This is a genomic window from uncultured Reyranella sp., from assembly GCF_945957355.1.
In the GTDB taxonomy this organism is placed as follows: Bacteria; Pseudomonadota; Alphaproteobacteria; order Reyranellales; family Reyranellaceae; genus Reyranella.
The window spans coordinates 227,547-242,179 of the sequence record NZ_CAMFKM010000006.1 but is presented as its reverse complement, the minus strand read 5'-3'; the positions used below and the strand labels follow the sequence as shown (position 1 = coordinate 242,179).

Genomic DNA, 14,633 nt, shown 5'->3' with positions numbered 1-14,633 from the left:
GGATGGCCGCCGCATCGAACAACCAGCCTCTTCTCGAAGTCCGCAACCTGCGGGTCGAGTTTCCGACGCGCAGGGGCACCTTGCTCGCCGTCGACGATGTGTCCTTCGACATCGCGCCCGGCGAGGTGCTGGGCGTGGTGGGCGAGTCCGGCGCCGGCAAGTCGCTGACCGGCAACGCCATCATCGGCCTGCTGGAGCCGCCGGGCCGCGTGGCCGGCGGTGAGATCCGGCTGGAAGGGCGGCGCATCGACAACCTGCCCTATGAGCAGATGCGCCGGATCCGCGGCGCGCAGATCGGTGCGATCTTCCAGGACCCGCTGACCAGCCTCAATCCGCTCTATTCGGTGGGCCACCAGCTCGTGGAGACGATCCAGACACACAAGCCGCTCTCGGCGGCCCAGGCGCGCGCTCGCGCCATCGAACTGCTGAAGGAAGTGGGCATTCCCGGCGCCGAGATGCGCATCGACCACTATCCGCACCAGTTCTCCGGCGGCATGCGCCAGAGGGTCGTGATCGCGCTGGCCTTGTGCGCGGACCCGCGGCTCATCGTGGCGGACGAGCCCACGACCGCCCTCGACGTCTCGATCCAGGCGCAGATCATCGCGCTCCTGAAGCGGCTGTGCCGCGAACATGGCACGGCGGTGATGCTGGTGACGCACGACATGGGCGTGATCGCCGAGACGGCTGACAGGGTCGCCGTCATGTATGCCGGCCGGGTGGCGGAGATCGGCCCGGTGCGCGAGGTCGTTAAGCACGCCAAGCATCCCTACACGAAGGGCCTGATGGGCTCGATCCCGAGCCTCGGCGTGCGCACCGATCGGCTGACCCAGATCGACGGCGCCATGCCGCGTCTCACCGAGATCCCCCGAGGCTGCGCCTTCAATCCGCGCTGCACGCTCAAGGGGCAGCGCTGCCTGGTCGAGCGGCCGGACCTGATGCCGGCCGGCGCCACACGGGCGGCCTGCTGGCTGCACGATAGCGGTGGCGTCGGCGCCCCCATCCTCAAGGAGACGGTCGATGCCTGACGGCGGCGCCGATTTTGTCCGCATCCAAGGGCTGAAGCGTCACTTCGATGTCTCCGCACCCTGGCTGGTGCGCAAGCTGGAAGGCCGGCCGCGCCAGGTCGTGCAGGCGGTCGACGGCATCGACATCGAGATCGCCAAGGGCGAAACCTTTTCGCTGGTGGGCGAGTCGGGCTGCGGCAAGTCGACGGTCGCGCGCCTCGTCGTCGGGCTCTATCCGCCGACGGCCGGCCGCATTGAATTCGATGGCAACGACATGGCGGGCCGTCACAGCCGTTCCGACATGGCCGCGCTGCGGCGCCGCATGCAGATGATCTTCCAGGATCCGTTTGCCAGCCTCAATCCGCGCTGGCGCGTGTTCGACATCATCGCCGAGCCGATCCGCGCCTTCGGCCTCTCCACCGGCAAGGCCGATCTCGAAGCCCGTGTCGCGGCCCTGCTGCGCCAGGTGAAGCTGAACCCGGCCGATGGCCGCAAGTATCCGCATGAATTCTCGGGCGGACAGCGCCAGCGCATCTCGATCGCGCGCGCGCTCGCCAGCGAACCGGAATTCCTGGTGTGCGACGAGCCGACCTCGGCGCTCGACGTTTCGGTGCAGGCGCAGATCCTGAACCTGATGGTCGATCTGCAGCGCCGCCTGCAGCTCACCTACCTGTTCATCAGCCACAATCTGGCGGTCGTCTATCACATCTCCACGAGGGTGGGCGTGATGTACCTCGGCCGCCTGGTCGAGGTGGCGCCGACCGACACGCTGTTCCGGCGGCCCAAGCACCCCTACACGCGGATGCTGCTCGACACGATCCCCGACCTCGAGATGACGGGCCGCCAGCGCAGCCCGGTCGGCGGCGAAGTGCCGAGCCCGATCAATCCGCCCTCGGGCTGCACCTTCCACCCGCGCTGTCCCTTCGCCAACGACCGCTGCAAGGCCGAGCGCCCCAAGGCGCTGCCAATCGAGGGCGGCACCGTGGCCTGCCACGCGATCGAGGAGGGCCGCCTGCCGATCGAGGACCGGACCTACGCGGTCAGCGCCTGACGCTGCCGGGCCTGACGCTGCCGGCGGGACCACGCTGCGTCAGGCCTGATGTGCGTCGGCCGCCACCGAGTGCGCTTGATCTATGCCGGGGCTCGCTTACGATCCGGCGCAACAATTTCAACGGAGATTTCAGGATGCCGGTCATCAACCGCATTGCCTCGTTCCACAGGGACATGACCGCGTGGCGTCATGACATTCACAGCCACCCGGAGACGGCCTTCGAGGAAGTGCGGACGGCCGACGTGGTCGCCGAGAAGCTGAAGAGCTTCGGGATCGAGGTCCATCGCGGGCTTGCCAAGACCGGCGTCGTGGGCGTGCTGCGCTCCGGCACGTCCAACCGCGCGATCGGCCTGCGCGCCGACATGGATGCGCTCGACGTCCACGAGACCAACCAGTTCGATCACAAGTCGACGATCCCCGGCAAGATGCACGCTTGCGGCCATGACGGCCACACGGTGATGCTGCTGGGCGCTGCCAAGTATCTCGCCGAGACGAAGAACTTCGACGGCACCGTCTACTTCATCTTCCAGCCGGCCGAGGAGAACGAGGGCGGCGGGCGTGTGATGGTCGAGGAGGGACTCTTCGAGAAATTTCCGGTCGAGGGCGTCTACGGAATGCACAATATTCCGGGCGTTCCGGTCGGCAAATTCGCCGTCCGTCCCGGCCCGATGATGGCTGCCTACGACATTTTCGAGGTCGTGCTGAAGGGCGTCGGCGGACATGGCGCGATGCCGCAGCACACGATCGATCCGGTCGTCGTTGGCGCGCACATCGTGACGGCGCTGCAGTCGATCGTGGCGCGCAATGTCGATCCGATGGACACCGCGGTCGTGTCGACGACGCAGATCCATGCCGGCGACGCCTGGAACGTGATCCCGCAGGAATGCGTGCTGCGCGGCACCGTGCGTACCTTCAAGAAGCCGGTGCAGGACCTCATCGAGAAGAACATCGAAAAGATCTCGCGCAACGTCGCCGCAGGCTTCGGCGCCGAGGTGGTGAAGTGGCGGTACGAGAAGCGCTATCCCGCCACCGTGAACAGCACGCAGGAAACCGAGTTCGCGGCACACGCCGCCGCTTCGCTGGTCGGGCTGGAGAACGTCAACCGCAACCCCACGCCCGCCATGGGCAGCGAAGACTTTGCCTGGATGCTGCTCGCCAGGCCCGGCTGCTACATCTGGATCGGCAATGGCGACGGCGCGGGAAGCTGCATGGTCCACAACCCGGGCTACGACTTCAACGACGAGATCCTGCCGCTCGGCGCATCCTACTGGGCGACGCTGGTCGAGCAGCAGCTCGCGCGCGAGGCGATGCCCCAGGCCGCGGAGTAACGCGAAACTCCAGCCTGCGGCGCGGTCGTGTCAGGTCTGCACCCTTATGCCAATGCCCGCATCGGGCTGGCGACGATGCACGAGAAGGAGCGGGCGCTCGGGCCCGCCTTCCGGCGCGTGCTCGGCGCGGACGTCGTCGCCGTGCCTGAACTGGACACCGACACGCTCGGCACCTTCTCCGGCGAGGTGCCGCGCCCGGATGCCCTGGTCGAGACCTCGCTGCTCAAGGCCGAGCTGGCCTTCCGGACGATGGACGTCGATTGCGCGGTCGCGAGCGAGGGCAGCTATGGACCGATCGACCGGGTGCCGCTGGTCTCGAGCGGCGTCGAGATCCTGGCCTTCATCGACCGCAAGCGGGGCATCCGGCTGATCGACACCTTCCCGACCCATCATACGAGCTGGCGCCTGTCGCGCTTCCGCGCCGGCGATCCCAACCGGCTTGCCGTACTGCGCGCGATGGGCTTCCCGCGCTACGGTGTGTTCGTCGCCTGCAGCAGTGACATGGACCATCCGGTGAAGGGCCTCGCCACCGAGGAAGAGGTGATCGCGACCATGGACCGTGAGGCCGAGCGCTCGACGGAGGGGCTGGCGGTCCTCTATTCGGATATGCGCGCACACCGCAATCCGACCCGCATGAAGGTGCTGCGCGCGGCCGGCTGGAAGCTCGCCAGGCGACTGCAGTGCCTCTGCCCGAAATGCCATGCACCGGGTTTCGGTCCCATCCAGTCGCGCCGCGGCCTGCCTTGCGAGGCCTGTGGCGATCCCACCCACTGGATCGACTTCGAGATCGACGGCTGCAACGTCTGCGGCCACGCCGAGGCCCGCCCACGCAAGGACGGGCGGAAGACGGCGCCGAAGCTCTCCTGCAAGAGCTGTCGCACGGCGTAGCCATGGAGCGCGCCACTCCAGTGGCGCGTCAGATTCATGAGCACCACTGGAGTGGCGCGCTCCATTGAAGGCTAAACGACTAGATCCGTCGCGAGATGGAACAGGCAATCGCCGCGTTCGCAGCGGGCGGGGACTCGCTTGCAGAGGACGAGGCCGGCGCGCTTGAAGCGTACGACTTCCGGCTCGCGCCACGGCGTGTGATGGAAGTGAATGCGACCGGCCGGCTGGTCGGCCTTCACCTCGTCGCCCAGTTCGACCAGCGGCTCGAACAGGCCGCCGTCCGTGGCGTAGACGTAGTAGTCGTCGCCGCCGATCTCGGTGAAGCGGGTTTTTGTCGGCGCGGGCACCGGACCTTGCAGCAGGCCGACATGGGCCAGCACGCGGCGCATGCCGTCCTCGGCCACCTTGAGCGAGCCGGGGGTCACCAGTCCGCCGCCGCCCAACTCGGTGCCCATGCCGACTACGCCCTGACGATAGGAGGCCGAGGTGAAGGTCCGGCCGCCGCCCTGCGGCGCGGCGGAAATGTAGCTGACCGGCGCGCCGAAGGCCTTCAGCAGGCCCATGACCTTCTCCATGCGCGCGGCATCCTGATGGCGCGGCGCCAGCGCACTCGGGATGTAGGTCAGCGAGCTCCCGCCGGAATGGAAGTCAAAGGCATAGTCGAAGCCCGGCAGCAGCGCGTGCTCGATCCAGTACGCGATCTGCTGGGTGATCGTGCCCTCGGCGTCGCCGGGGAAGGAGCGGTTGAGGTTGCCCTCGTCGATGGGAGAGGTGCGGCGGCCCTCCATCGCGGCCGGGAAGTTGGCCGAGGGCAGGATCACCAGCCGGCCTTTGATGTCCCCGGGCTCGATCGCGCGGATCAGGTTGCCCAGCCCGATCTGGCCTTCCCACTCATCGCCATGGTTGCCGGCCTGCATCAGCACGTTGGGGCCTTCGCCATTCTTGATGCGCACGATGGGGATCGGGATCCAGCCATAGGCCGAACGGTGGACAGAGTGCGGCACGCGCACGAAGCCTGTGGCCTTGCCCTCGGCGTTGAGGTCGATGTCCGGCGTGAGCCGGCTCATCGCGGTGAATTCGGTGGACTTCAACGTTGCGTCGGTCATCAGCGTCTCTCGCTTCTTGGATCGAGGGCATCCTGCAGTCCATCACCCAGGAAATTGAAGGCGATCACGGTCAGGAAGATCAGCAGGCCCGGCCACAGGGCCAGCACGGGAGCCTCCTGCAGCAGTTCCTGGGCGCCGGTCAGCATGTTGCCCCAGCTCGCGGCCGGCGGCTGGATGCCGAGGCCGAGGAACGACAAGGTTGATTCGAACAGGATCAGCGTGCCGACCGACATGGTGGTCGCCACAACCAACGTGCCGGCGGTGTTGGGCAGGATGTGGCGGAACATGATGCGTTGCGGCCGGGCGCCGAGGGCCACGGCGGCGCGCGTGAAATCCCGCGCCTTGAGCGACAGGGTCTCGGCCCGCACCAGCCGCGCGACCGTCGTCCAGCCGGTCAGCGCCACGATCACCACGATGCGGTAGAGCGAGAACATCTCCGACTGGGCGATCTCGGCCGGGATGCCGAGCTTCCGTGGATCGACCGCCGCCAGCACGATCAGCAGCGGCAGCAGCGGTAGCGAGATCACACCGTCGGTGAGGCGCATCAGGAAGGCATCGAAGCGCCCGCCGAGATAGCCCGCAACGACGCCGACGAAAGCGCCAAGGATCGCCGACAGGACCGCCCCCGAAATGCCGACCAGCAGCGAGACCCGGCCGCCGTCGAGCAGGCGCTGGAAGAGATCGCGGCCGAGATCGTCCGTCCCCAGCCAGTGCTGCGCCGTGGGCCCCTCGAAGCGGCGGAACAGGTCGGTCTCAGTAGGATCGACGCCGCGCAGTTCGGCGATCAACGGTGCGGCAAGCGCCAACACGAACATGACAGAGAGGAACGCCAGCGAGATCCAGGCCAGCCTGTGACGGAGCATGCGGCGCCACGCGGCGGGCCGGAGGGCGACCGCCGTCACGGGGCTACGTCCGCCAGGGAAACGCGCGGGTCGACCCAGGCATAGGCGAGGTCGGCCAGCAGGTTGCCGGCGATGGTGGCGGCAGTGGCAACCAGCAGGCCCACGAGCGCCAGATTGTAGTCGTTCTCGAGAATGGCCTGGTAGATCGCCTTGCCCATGCCAGGCCAGGCGAACATCGTCTCGGTGATCAGCGCCCCGGAGACCAGGCCACCGAAGGAGAGGGCGAGGATCGTCAGGACCGGGGACAGCGCATTGGCGAAGGCATGGCGCCACAGGACGATGCGCTCCGAGGCGCCCTTGGCGCGGGCCGTCCGCACATAGTCCTGTCGCAGCGCCTCGATCATGGCGCCGCGCATGAAGCGGGTGTAGCCCCCGAGCTGGACGAGGGTCAGCGTCAGCACGGGTAGGGCCAGATGCCGAAGCTGGTCGACCGTCGCGGCTGACCAGGATGTCCCGGGCCGGATGTCGGCCATGCCGCCGGCCGGTAACCAGCCCAGCTTCACGGCGAACAGCGTAATCAGCAGCAGCGCCAGCCAGAAGGGCGGGGCTGAGATGCCGCCGAAGCACAGGAGGTTGATCAGGTAGTCGGCCCGGCTGCGCGGATGGGCGGCCGCCCACATGCCGAGTGGCAGGGCGATCGCCACCGAGATGACGAAAGCGACGCCGGCAAGGAGCAGCGTGTTCAGCAGTCGGGGCCACAGGACAGTCAGGACCGGCTGGCCGAAGGAGCGCGAGTAGCCGAAGTTGCCCTGCAGGGCCTGAGCGAGCCAGGCGAGGTATCGCTCGAACAGCGGCTTGTCGAGGCCGTAGGCCGCCCGCAGGCGGGCGGCGTCCTGACTGGTCATGGTCGGGTCGCCCGAGATCATCATGTCGATCGGATCGCCCGGCATCAGGCCGATCAACAGGTAGACGACCAAGCTCATCACCAGGAGCGTCAGGGTGGTCTGGACGGCGCGCGCGACGAAGTAGCGGCTCACTGGATCTCCCAGCGCCACCGCTCCACCCACAGGGTCGAGCTGTTCAGCGTGCCGGTCGGCGTCACGCCCTTGAGCGGCTTGGGGATCACGAAGGGATCGACGCGGAAGAACAGCGGCAGGGAGGGCAGGTCGTCGGCTGCCAGTTTCTGGATCTCGGCAAACAGGGCGCGTCTCTTGACGGCGTCAAGTTCGCGCTCGGCGGCGTCGAGCGCCTTGTCCATCTCGGGATTGGCGTAGCCCGGATAGTTCTGGCCGCTCCAGCCGTTGGCGGCCGACGGGATCTCCTTGGAATGAAGCGAGGAGCGAGGCACGCCCTCGGGCCGCTGCACCCAGGCGTACATGCCCAGGCCGCTGTAGGTCCGCTTGCCCATCGCGTCGAAGAAGATGCGCGGCGGCTCGGCCTTGAGGCGGACCTCGATGCCGACCTGGCGAAGCTGGCTCTGGATCACCTGCGCCACCAGCTCGCGCACCCGATTGCCGGCAGTGGTGCCCAGCTCGATCGACAGTTTCTCGCCGGCCGCGTTCTGCCGCACGTTGTTCCGGAGCGTCGAGAAACCCGCCTCGTCCAGCAGCTTGCGGGCGGCCGCCGCGTCGTAGGCGTACTGGCGAGCCGCCGGGCTGAACATCGGGTCGAGCTCGCTGATGCCGCCATGGGCGATCGGCTGCTTGCCCTCGAACAGCTTCTCCGAGATGGCCTTGCGGTCGATGGCCAGCAACATCGCCTGCCGCACCCGCCGGTCGGCCAGGAGCTTGTTGTCCAGGTTGACGTCTATGTGTTCCCAGATCAGCGCCGGCTTGTAGATGACATTATACTTGTCCTTGTGGCGCTTCTCGAAGGCGATGGCCTGGTCGAGCGACAGGCCGAGTTCGCCCAGCACATAATCGACGCTGCCGGACAGCAGGTTGGCTTCCAGCGCCGCGGTGTTCTCGATGATGCGCACCGTGATGCGCTTGAAATGCGGCTTCTCGCCCGTCCAGGTCGGGTTCTGCTCCAGCACGACGCGGCTGCCGGGCACGATCTCGGTGAGCCGGAACGGTCCGAAGCCGAGGCCGGGATTGGTCGATTGCGTGTCGTAGGCGGTCTTGTTGCGATACTCGGCCGGATTGGCGTCGAAGATCGGCTTCTCGATATGAGCCGGCAGGAGCTGCAGGCCGATGCTATTGTAGTCGAAGGTGACGCGGTCGATCGTCATGGTGAAGCGACGATCGTCCTTCACGTCGAGCTTGATGATCCTCTTGTAACCGTCTGAAGAGGCGACACCCGACAGCGGATGCTTGCCGACCTCCAGGGTGAATTCCACGTCCCTGGCGGTGACCGGCGTGCCGTCGCCCCAGCGCATGTCACGCAGCTCGACGTCGATTTCCATGCCTTTCTTGCCATCGGCAAGATCGATCACCCGCGCCTTGCCGTTCTCGATGGTGGGCAACTCGGTACAGACGAGACAGACCAGCTTCCAGTCGGCGTCGTAGGCCGTGACCGGCCGCGCCGTCATGTTGGCGATCAGCGACTTGGCCAACATGGAGCTGATGATCGGGTTCCAGGTACCCGGCATCTGCGTCATGGCGACGACCAGCTCGTCCTTCACCTGCGCCTTGAGGGAGGCGGGAGGGGCGAGGGCGCCGAGCGCGAGGAGGGTCGAGAGGAGGCGGCGGATCATGTCCGCCGCACCGTAGCAAAGAGCCGGCTAGCGGCCCAGCGTACGCGACGGCGGGCGTCCACCATGGCTGGCCGACCACTTCTCCGGCGCCTCGAGGAAGGCGCGCGTCTCGGTCAGGCCCATGTCGTCGAAGTACTTGTGCTTTTCAGCCGCTTCCAGCGCATCCCACCAGGTCGCCAGCGCATGCAGCTTCACGCCGGCCGCGGCCAGCATCTCGATGCTCTGCGGGAAGATGCCGTAATGGAACACCACGAAGCAGTCAGTGACCTTGGCCTCGGCCTTCTTCAGCGCCTCGATGAACACCAGCTTGCTGCCGCCATCGGTCGCGAGGTCCTCAACCAGCAGCACACGCTTGCCGGGCTTCAGCTCACCCTCGATCTGCGCCATGCGACCGAAACCCTTGGGCTGCTTGCGGACATAGATCATCGGCTTCTTGGAGAGTGCCGCCAGGAAGGCCGCGAACGGGATGCCCGCCGTCTCGCCGCCGGCCACCACGTCGATCTTGTTCCAGCCGATGGTCTTCTCGATCATCTTGTGGGCGTGGGCCATGATCTTGGCCCGGGCCTCAGGGAACGAAATGATCTTGCGGCAGTCGATGTAGACCGGGCTCGCCCGGCCCGAGGTGAAGATGTACGGGTTGTCGGGGCGGCAGTGGATGGCCTCGATCTCCAGCAGGAGACGGGCGGTGTCCCGCGCTTCCGGGGTGCCGCTCGCGCGGTCCGAATTCGCTTTTGGCGTCAACTTCTTGGCAGCCTTGCTTGCAGGCGCAGTTTCAGTCGATTTGGCCTTCTTCTTCGTCGCCATGCTGCTCTTTTCCCCCACGCCGCTTGCGACAAAATGACGGCCGTGTGTTTAGCCTCCACGCACCGTACCGGCAAGGGCAGGACAAGCAATCCGGCAACACCAAGGCGGAAAATTAGTCAGTTTCCGGATTAAACTTATGTCGGGTGGCCGCCACGGGCAGTCGCCATCCCCGGTATATCGACATCAATCGGAGGAACAGGCAGATGCCGGCGCCCGCCAGAGCGGTCGGGAGCGTGGGCCAGCCGGCCCAGAATCCGAGAGAGATCGTGCCCGCCCCCGCCAGGGCCGCCACGGCATAGAGTTCGGACCGCAGGACCGTCGGAACCTGCAGGGTGAGCAGGTCGCGCGCCACCCCGCCGCCGATGCAGGTCACCGTGCCCAGCATGGCCGCCATCAGGGGGCTGAGCCCATAGAGAAGGGCCTTCTCGGTGCCCGTGACGGCGAACAGGCAGAGGCCGGCAGCATCGAAGAGGAGGACGGGGGTGCGCAACCTGTCGATGATGTCCGATGCGAAGAATCCCAGCAGCCCCGCCGCCGCCGTCGCGGCAAGATAGCGCCAGTCCACGATGGCCGCCGGCGGCACGGCGCCGATCAGCAGGTCGCGCGCCAGCCCGCCGGCGACCCCCGCCAGCCAGGCGACGACCAGCACCCCGAACAGATCAAGCTGCTTGCGTACACCGCGCGTGGCGCCGCTGATGGCAAACACGAAGGTGGCGGCCAGGTCCATCGCGTCAAAGAACATGCAGAAAGCTTACAACGATTGCCGTCCGCCGCCGAGATGCCAGAGTGCGGTATGGAGCCAGCATGACCGAGTCGACCGTCCCCTCCAGCGCCTTGCGCCGCTTCATCCACGCCCGCACGCGGCTGCTGATCGCGCTGGCGGCAGGTCTCGTCCTGTTTGTCGTGCTGCCGCAGGACATGCGGTTCGCCACCAGGACCCTGCTGTCCTGGGATCTGACGGCGCTGGCCTACATCGTGATGACGCTGATCATGATCGCCCGATCAACCGTGGAAACCTGCTACGCCCGGGCGGCCTACTACGACGAGGGCGACTGGGTGATTCTCGTGGTGGTCGTCGTGAGCGCAAGCGCGAGCTTCGCCACGATCTTCTCCGAACTCGCGGTCCTCAAGTCACCGCACGGCCCGCTGTGGCACGCGCTCGTGCTCACTGGCGCAACCGTCGCCCTGTCCTGGGCGTTCACGCATCTCGTCTTCACCCTGCACTACGCCAACATCTATTACCGGCCGGACGATGACGGGCCGGGCGGCCTCGAATTCCCGGGCGATCGTCCGCCCGACTATTGGGACTTCGTCTACTATTCCTTCGTAATCGGCTGCGCGGCGCAGACTGGCGACGTCGGTACGGTTTCTCCCGCCATGCGGCGGGTGACACTCGTCCACGGCATCGTTTCCTTCGTATTCAATACGGCGATCCTCGCCCTCACCATCAATGTCGGAGCGAGCCTTCTGTCATGAGTACGAAACGATCCGATCTCGGCACCGGCAGGGATCTGTTGGCCCTCGCCCTGCTGGTCGGCATCTGCCTCGGTATCGGGGGGCTGGGCGGTGCCGTTACGGCCTCCAGCGTGACCGAATGGTATCCGACGCTCAACAAACCGTCATTCAATCCGCCGAACTGGGTGTTCGGCCCGGTTTGGACCACGCTGTACGCGATGATGGGCATCGCCGCCTGGCGGGTCTGGCGGTCGGCCGACCGCGACAGCGCCCGCGGGCCACTCGCGGTCTTCGCGCTGCAGCTCGCGGTCAACCTCGGCTGGAGCATCGCCTTCTTCGGCCTTCGCGATCCCGGGCTGGCCGTTGCGGTCATCCTCGTGCTCGATCTGCTGGTGCTCGCGACGGCGCTCATGTTCCGGCGAATCGACGGTCTCGCGGCGTTGCTCCTGGTGCCGTACCTGGCCTGGATCGCCTTCGCGACGGTTCTGAACTTCGCGGTCTGGCGCTTGAACTAGTGCTCGTGAGGATGGTCGGTGGACTTGTCGTGCTTGCTGATGTCGCCGCCGTCATCGGCTTTGAGTTCCATGAACACGACGGATGAGGCGATCGTCATGACCCCCAGGATCAGGAAGGCCCGCTGCACGCCGTAGATCATTGCGCCGGCATGGGAGTGCATATCCGTCGGGACGAACATCGCGGCGATCAGGGAGGCGCCGGCCACCCCGAAGCTGATGGAGAGCTGCTGGCCTGTGGACGCAATCGTGCTGGCGCCGCTGGTCTGGGGCCCTGATACGTCAGCATAAACCAGCGTGTTCATACTCGTGTACTGCATCGACGTGAACAGGCCGAGCACGAAGGCCTGCAGCACGATGCGCCAGATCGGGGTCTCGGCGCCCACGGTGGCAAAGGACATGATGAGCAGGCCGACGACGATGGTGTTGAAGACCAGTACGTTGCGATAGCCGAAGCGGGCCAGAATGGCCGGCATGAAGCTCTTGAGCCCGATAGAGGCGATGGCCTGCGGCAGAACCAGCAAACCTGACTGGATCGGCGAGAAGCCGAGGCCGATCTGATAGAGCAGGGGAAACAGGAACGGGATGCCGCCCAGGCCCAGGCGTGTGAAGAAGCCACCGTTCACGGCGGCCCGGAAGGTGCGGATCCTGAACAGGCCGAGATTGAGAAGCGGAAACTCCGTCAGCATGGCGCGGATGCCGTAGCCCCCGAGCATCGCCGCCGAAACCGCCAGAAGGACGACGACCTCCTGGCCCGAGAGGGTATTGTCGCCGAACACCTCGAGGACATAGGAAAGAAGGGCGATGCCGCCGCCGAACAGGACCAGTCCCAGCACGTCGAGCGGATGGGTCTTCTGCTCGCGATAGTCGGGCAGGTAGCGGCCGACGAAGTAGAGGCCGACGAGTCCCACCGGAATGTTGACGAAGAAGACCACGCTCCAGTGGAGCCAGTGGACGATGGCGCCACCCGCCACAGGGCCCACCATCGGGCCGATCAGGCTGGGAATGGCGACGAAACTCATGGCCCTCACCAGGTCGGCCTTGCCGTAGGTGCGGGCGAGCGTCATGCGGCCGACCGGCATCATCATGGCGCCGCCGGCGCCCTGCAGGACGCGGCATGCCACCAGCATCTCGATGCTGGTCGACAGGCCGCAGAGCAGGGAGCCCGCGCAGAAAACGGCGATCGCCGCCACGAAGACGCGCCGCGTCCCGAAACGGTCCGCCATCCAGCCGCTCACCGGAATGAACACCGCGAGGCTCAGCGTGTAGCTCGCCAGCACCGACTTCACATTGAGCGGCGTCACGTCCATCGCCCGGGCGATGGCCGGCACCGCGGTGTTCAGGATGGTCGTGTCCAGCGACTGCATGAAGAACGCCACGGCGACCAGCCAGGGCAGCAGGCGCTTGATGCTGTCGTCGGGCAAAGGGGGCGAAGGCGCGCTCATGTCCAATTCATCCGCAGTCTGATCCCAGACCGGCAGCGGACGCAATGCACCGGTTCGTATAGTGTTCGATAGGAGGTCTGCATGGACCGGATCGTCGTTTCAGTAATTATCGCCTTTTGGGCGGCCGGCGCCGCGGCCCAGACCCAATCGTCGCCGCAGCTCGCGAACCCGGCCTCGGTCAACTGCACGCAGCAGGGAGGCACACTGACCATCGAACGGCGGCCTGATGGCGGCCAGTTCGGGGTCTGCACCTTCACGGATAATTACCAATGCGAGGAATGGGCGCTGTTTCGCGGCGAGTGCCCGAAGAACGGCCTGCGCGTGACGGGCTATGCCACGCCGGCGGGACGCTACTGCGCCATCACCGGCGGGCGCTACTCGGTCGTATCGGCGCCCGGCGCAATGCCGGAGCGCGGCAGCTGCTTGCTGCCGAACGGCAGGTCTTGTGAGGCCGACGGCTACTACGCCGGCGCCTGCACGGGGCGCTAGGCCATGCCAGGGCACGGAGCAGAACCGCTTCGACGATGAGATGAGCCGCTTTTGTGGGACGAATACCATGAGGCACTCCTGGCGCAACGCGGCCGCAGGGTGACCGTTGGAGGCTTCATGCGCATACAGGTCGTGCACTGCCATCCGCTCGAAGACAGTTTCAATGGCGCCCTCTTCCGGGCCACGGTCGACGCGCTGCGCGGGGGCGGCCACGAGGTCGTTTCCACCGACCTGTATCGAGAGGGATTCCAGCCCGCGATGACCGAGGGCGAACGTCGGACCTACATGGGAAACGGCTACGACGATTCCGCGGTCGCCGGGTATGTCGAGATACTGAGGAGCGTGGACGGCATCGTCTTCTGCTATCCGCACTGGTGGTTCTCGATGCCGGCCATGCTGAAGGGATATGTCGATCGTGTCTGGGGACCGGGCACGGCGTTCCTGTATGACGCCAAGGACAATCATCTCGAGCCGAACCTGAGACGCATCAGGTTGTTCGGCGTCGTGACGACCTATGGCTCGCCATGGTGGATGGTCCGCCTGTTCGCCGGAAATCCGGGGCGCAAGGTCATGATGCGCGGCCTGAAGCCGATGTGCGCCAAGGGTGCCTCGAGCTTCTGGCTGGCGCACTATGACATGGATCATTCCACAGCCCGCTCGCGGGGGGCCTTTTTGGACAAGGTAAAGGCGCGGCTCGCCAGTATCCGGTGACGGCCGCGCCTCAGTCTCGCCGCCTTAGCGGGCTGGGGTCGTGTAGGTCGTGGTCGTCGTCGTCGCGGCCGGGGCGTAGGGATCCTGCGATACGGTGGTCGTACGCTGCGTCGTGGTGGCGGCCGGCGCCTCGACGACGCGCTCGGTGCGAACGGAGCAAGCGGCGACGCTGGCGCTGACCAGGACAACAAGAACGATGGACTTGATCATGGATTTCTCCTGCCTCTGCAATTGATCTGGGGCCAACGGGGGCGGGGCACGCCGGTTGCTCCAACCCCCCGGGCGATCGCTGTGCGGTGATGA

At 66.4% G+C, this 14,633-nt stretch carries 16 protein-coding genes; 8 read left to right on the top strand and 8 right to left on the bottom strand.

The features are described 5' to 3' along the window. The first annotated feature begins 2 nt into the window (after nucleotides 1-2). From Q0Q48_RS12635 to Q0Q48_RS12620, 4 genes are all read left to right on the top strand, one after another. On the top strand, nucleotides 3-1,025 hold the full coding sequence (locus Q0Q48_RS12635; protein WP_295138047.1) for an ABC transporter ATP-binding protein: 1,023 nt from the start codon (nucleotides 3-5) through the stop codon (nucleotides 1,023-1,025). Further along, nucleotides 1,018-2,055 (top strand): oligopeptide/dipeptide ABC transporter ATP-binding protein, encoded by a 1,038-nt coding sequence (locus Q0Q48_RS12630; protein ID WP_295138045.1) that lies wholly within the window; start codon nucleotides 1,018-1,020, stop codon nucleotides 2,053-2,055. The genes Q0Q48_RS12635 and Q0Q48_RS12630 overlap by 8 nt, the downstream gene beginning before the upstream one ends. 134 nt (nucleotides 2,056-2,189) lie before the next feature. Beyond that, nucleotides 2,190-3,383 (top strand): M20 aminoacylase family protein, encoded by a 1,194-nt coding sequence (locus Q0Q48_RS12625; protein ID WP_295138043.1) that lies wholly within the window; start codon nucleotides 2,190-2,192, stop codon nucleotides 3,381-3,383. Nucleotides 3,384-3,410: 27 nt separating this feature from the next. Then, a complete protein-coding gene (locus tag Q0Q48_RS12620; RefSeq protein ID WP_295138041.1) occupies nucleotides 3,411-4,271 on the top strand; it encodes a DUF6671 family protein in 861 nt (286 codons plus the stop codon). A gap of 71 nt (nucleotides 4,272-4,342) precedes the next feature. On the opposite strand, the gene Q0Q48_RS12615 is transcribed toward Q0Q48_RS12620, so the two are convergent. The 6 genes from Q0Q48_RS12615 to Q0Q48_RS12590 all read right to left on the bottom strand — a co-directional run bounded on the left by Q0Q48_RS12615 (nucleotide 4,343) and on the right by Q0Q48_RS12590 (nucleotide 10,460). Next, the gene (locus Q0Q48_RS12615; protein WP_295138039.1) at nucleotides 4,343-5,377 is read right to left on the bottom strand and encodes a succinylglutamate desuccinylase/aspartoacylase family protein; all 1,035 of its coding nucleotides are present in this window, start codon (nucleotides 5,375-5,377) and stop codon (nucleotides 4,343-4,345) included. Continuing rightward, nucleotides 5,377-6,279, bottom strand: a complete 903-nt coding sequence (locus Q0Q48_RS12610) for an ABC transporter permease (RefSeq protein WP_295138037.1) — start codon at nucleotides 6,277-6,279, stop codon at nucleotides 5,377-5,379. The genes Q0Q48_RS12615 and Q0Q48_RS12610 overlap by 1 nt, the downstream gene beginning before the upstream one ends. After that, on the bottom strand, nucleotides 6,276-7,256 hold the full coding sequence (locus Q0Q48_RS12605; protein ID WP_295138035.1) for an ABC transporter permease: 981 nt from the start codon (nucleotides 7,254-7,256) through the stop codon (nucleotides 6,276-6,278). The genes Q0Q48_RS12610 and Q0Q48_RS12605 overlap by 4 nt, the downstream gene beginning before the upstream one ends. After that, a complete protein-coding gene (locus tag Q0Q48_RS12600; RefSeq protein WP_295138033.1) occupies nucleotides 7,253-8,914 on the bottom strand; it encodes a peptide ABC transporter substrate-binding protein in 1,662 nt (553 codons plus the stop codon). The genes Q0Q48_RS12605 and Q0Q48_RS12600 overlap by 4 nt, the downstream gene beginning before the upstream one ends. Nucleotides 8,915-8,941: 27 nt before the next feature. Continuing rightward, nucleotides 8,942-9,718, bottom strand: a complete 777-nt coding sequence (locus Q0Q48_RS12595) for an orotate phosphoribosyltransferase (protein WP_295138031.1) — start codon at nucleotides 9,716-9,718, stop codon at nucleotides 8,942-8,944. A gap of 112 nt (nucleotides 9,719-9,830) precedes the next feature. Next, nucleotides 9,831-10,460, bottom strand: coding sequence for a trimeric intracellular cation channel family protein (locus Q0Q48_RS12590; RefSeq protein WP_295138029.1), 630 nt, complete (start codon nucleotides 10,458-10,460; stop codon nucleotides 9,831-9,833). Between the two features lie 62 nt (nucleotides 10,461-10,522). On the opposite strand from Q0Q48_RS12590, the gene Q0Q48_RS12585 reads away from it, so the two are divergent. Both Q0Q48_RS12585 and Q0Q48_RS12580 read left to right on the top strand, forming a co-directional pair. Next, nucleotides 10,523-11,194 (top strand): DUF1345 domain-containing protein, encoded by a 672-nt coding sequence (locus tag Q0Q48_RS12585; RefSeq protein WP_295138028.1) that lies wholly within the window; start codon nucleotides 10,523-10,525, stop codon nucleotides 11,192-11,194. Beyond that, a complete protein-coding gene (locus tag Q0Q48_RS12580) occupies nucleotides 11,191-11,688 on the top strand; it encodes a TspO/MBR family protein (RefSeq protein ID WP_295138026.1) in 498 nt (165 codons plus the stop codon). Before Q0Q48_RS12585 ends, Q0Q48_RS12580 begins: the two co-directional genes overlap by 4 nt. Here the strand turns inward: Q0Q48_RS12580 and Q0Q48_RS12575 are convergent. Further along, nucleotides 11,685-13,130: a DHA2 family efflux MFS transporter permease subunit gene (locus tag Q0Q48_RS12575; protein WP_295138024.1), complete on the bottom strand. Its 1,446-nt coding sequence runs from the start codon at nucleotides 13,128-13,130 to the stop codon at nucleotides 11,685-11,687. The genes Q0Q48_RS12580 and Q0Q48_RS12575 overlap by 4 nt on opposite strands. 81 nt (nucleotides 13,131-13,211) lie before the next feature. On the opposite strand from Q0Q48_RS12575, the gene Q0Q48_RS12570 reads away from it, so the two are divergent. Together Q0Q48_RS12570 and Q0Q48_RS12565 are read left to right on the top strand one after the other, a co-directional pair. Continuing rightward, complete coding sequence (locus tag Q0Q48_RS12570; protein ID WP_295138022.1) at nucleotides 13,212-13,619, top strand: DUF333 domain-containing protein; 408 nt, start codon at nucleotides 13,212-13,214, stop codon at nucleotides 13,617-13,619. A gap of 117 nt (nucleotides 13,620-13,736) precedes the next feature. After that, nucleotides 13,737-14,330 carry an NAD(P)H-dependent oxidoreductase gene (locus Q0Q48_RS12565; protein ID WP_295138020.1) on the top strand — a complete coding sequence of 198 codons (594 nt, stop codon included), beginning with the start codon at nucleotides 13,737-13,739 and terminating at the stop codon, nucleotides 14,328-14,330. Nucleotides 14,331-14,354: 24 nt separating this feature from the next. Here the strand turns inward: Q0Q48_RS12565 and Q0Q48_RS12560 are convergent, their stop codons facing one another. After that, nucleotides 14,355-14,540, bottom strand: coding sequence for a hypothetical protein (locus Q0Q48_RS12560; RefSeq protein WP_295138018.1), 186 nt, complete (start codon nucleotides 14,538-14,540; stop codon nucleotides 14,355-14,357). Nucleotides 14,541-14,633 lie beyond the last annotated feature (93 nt).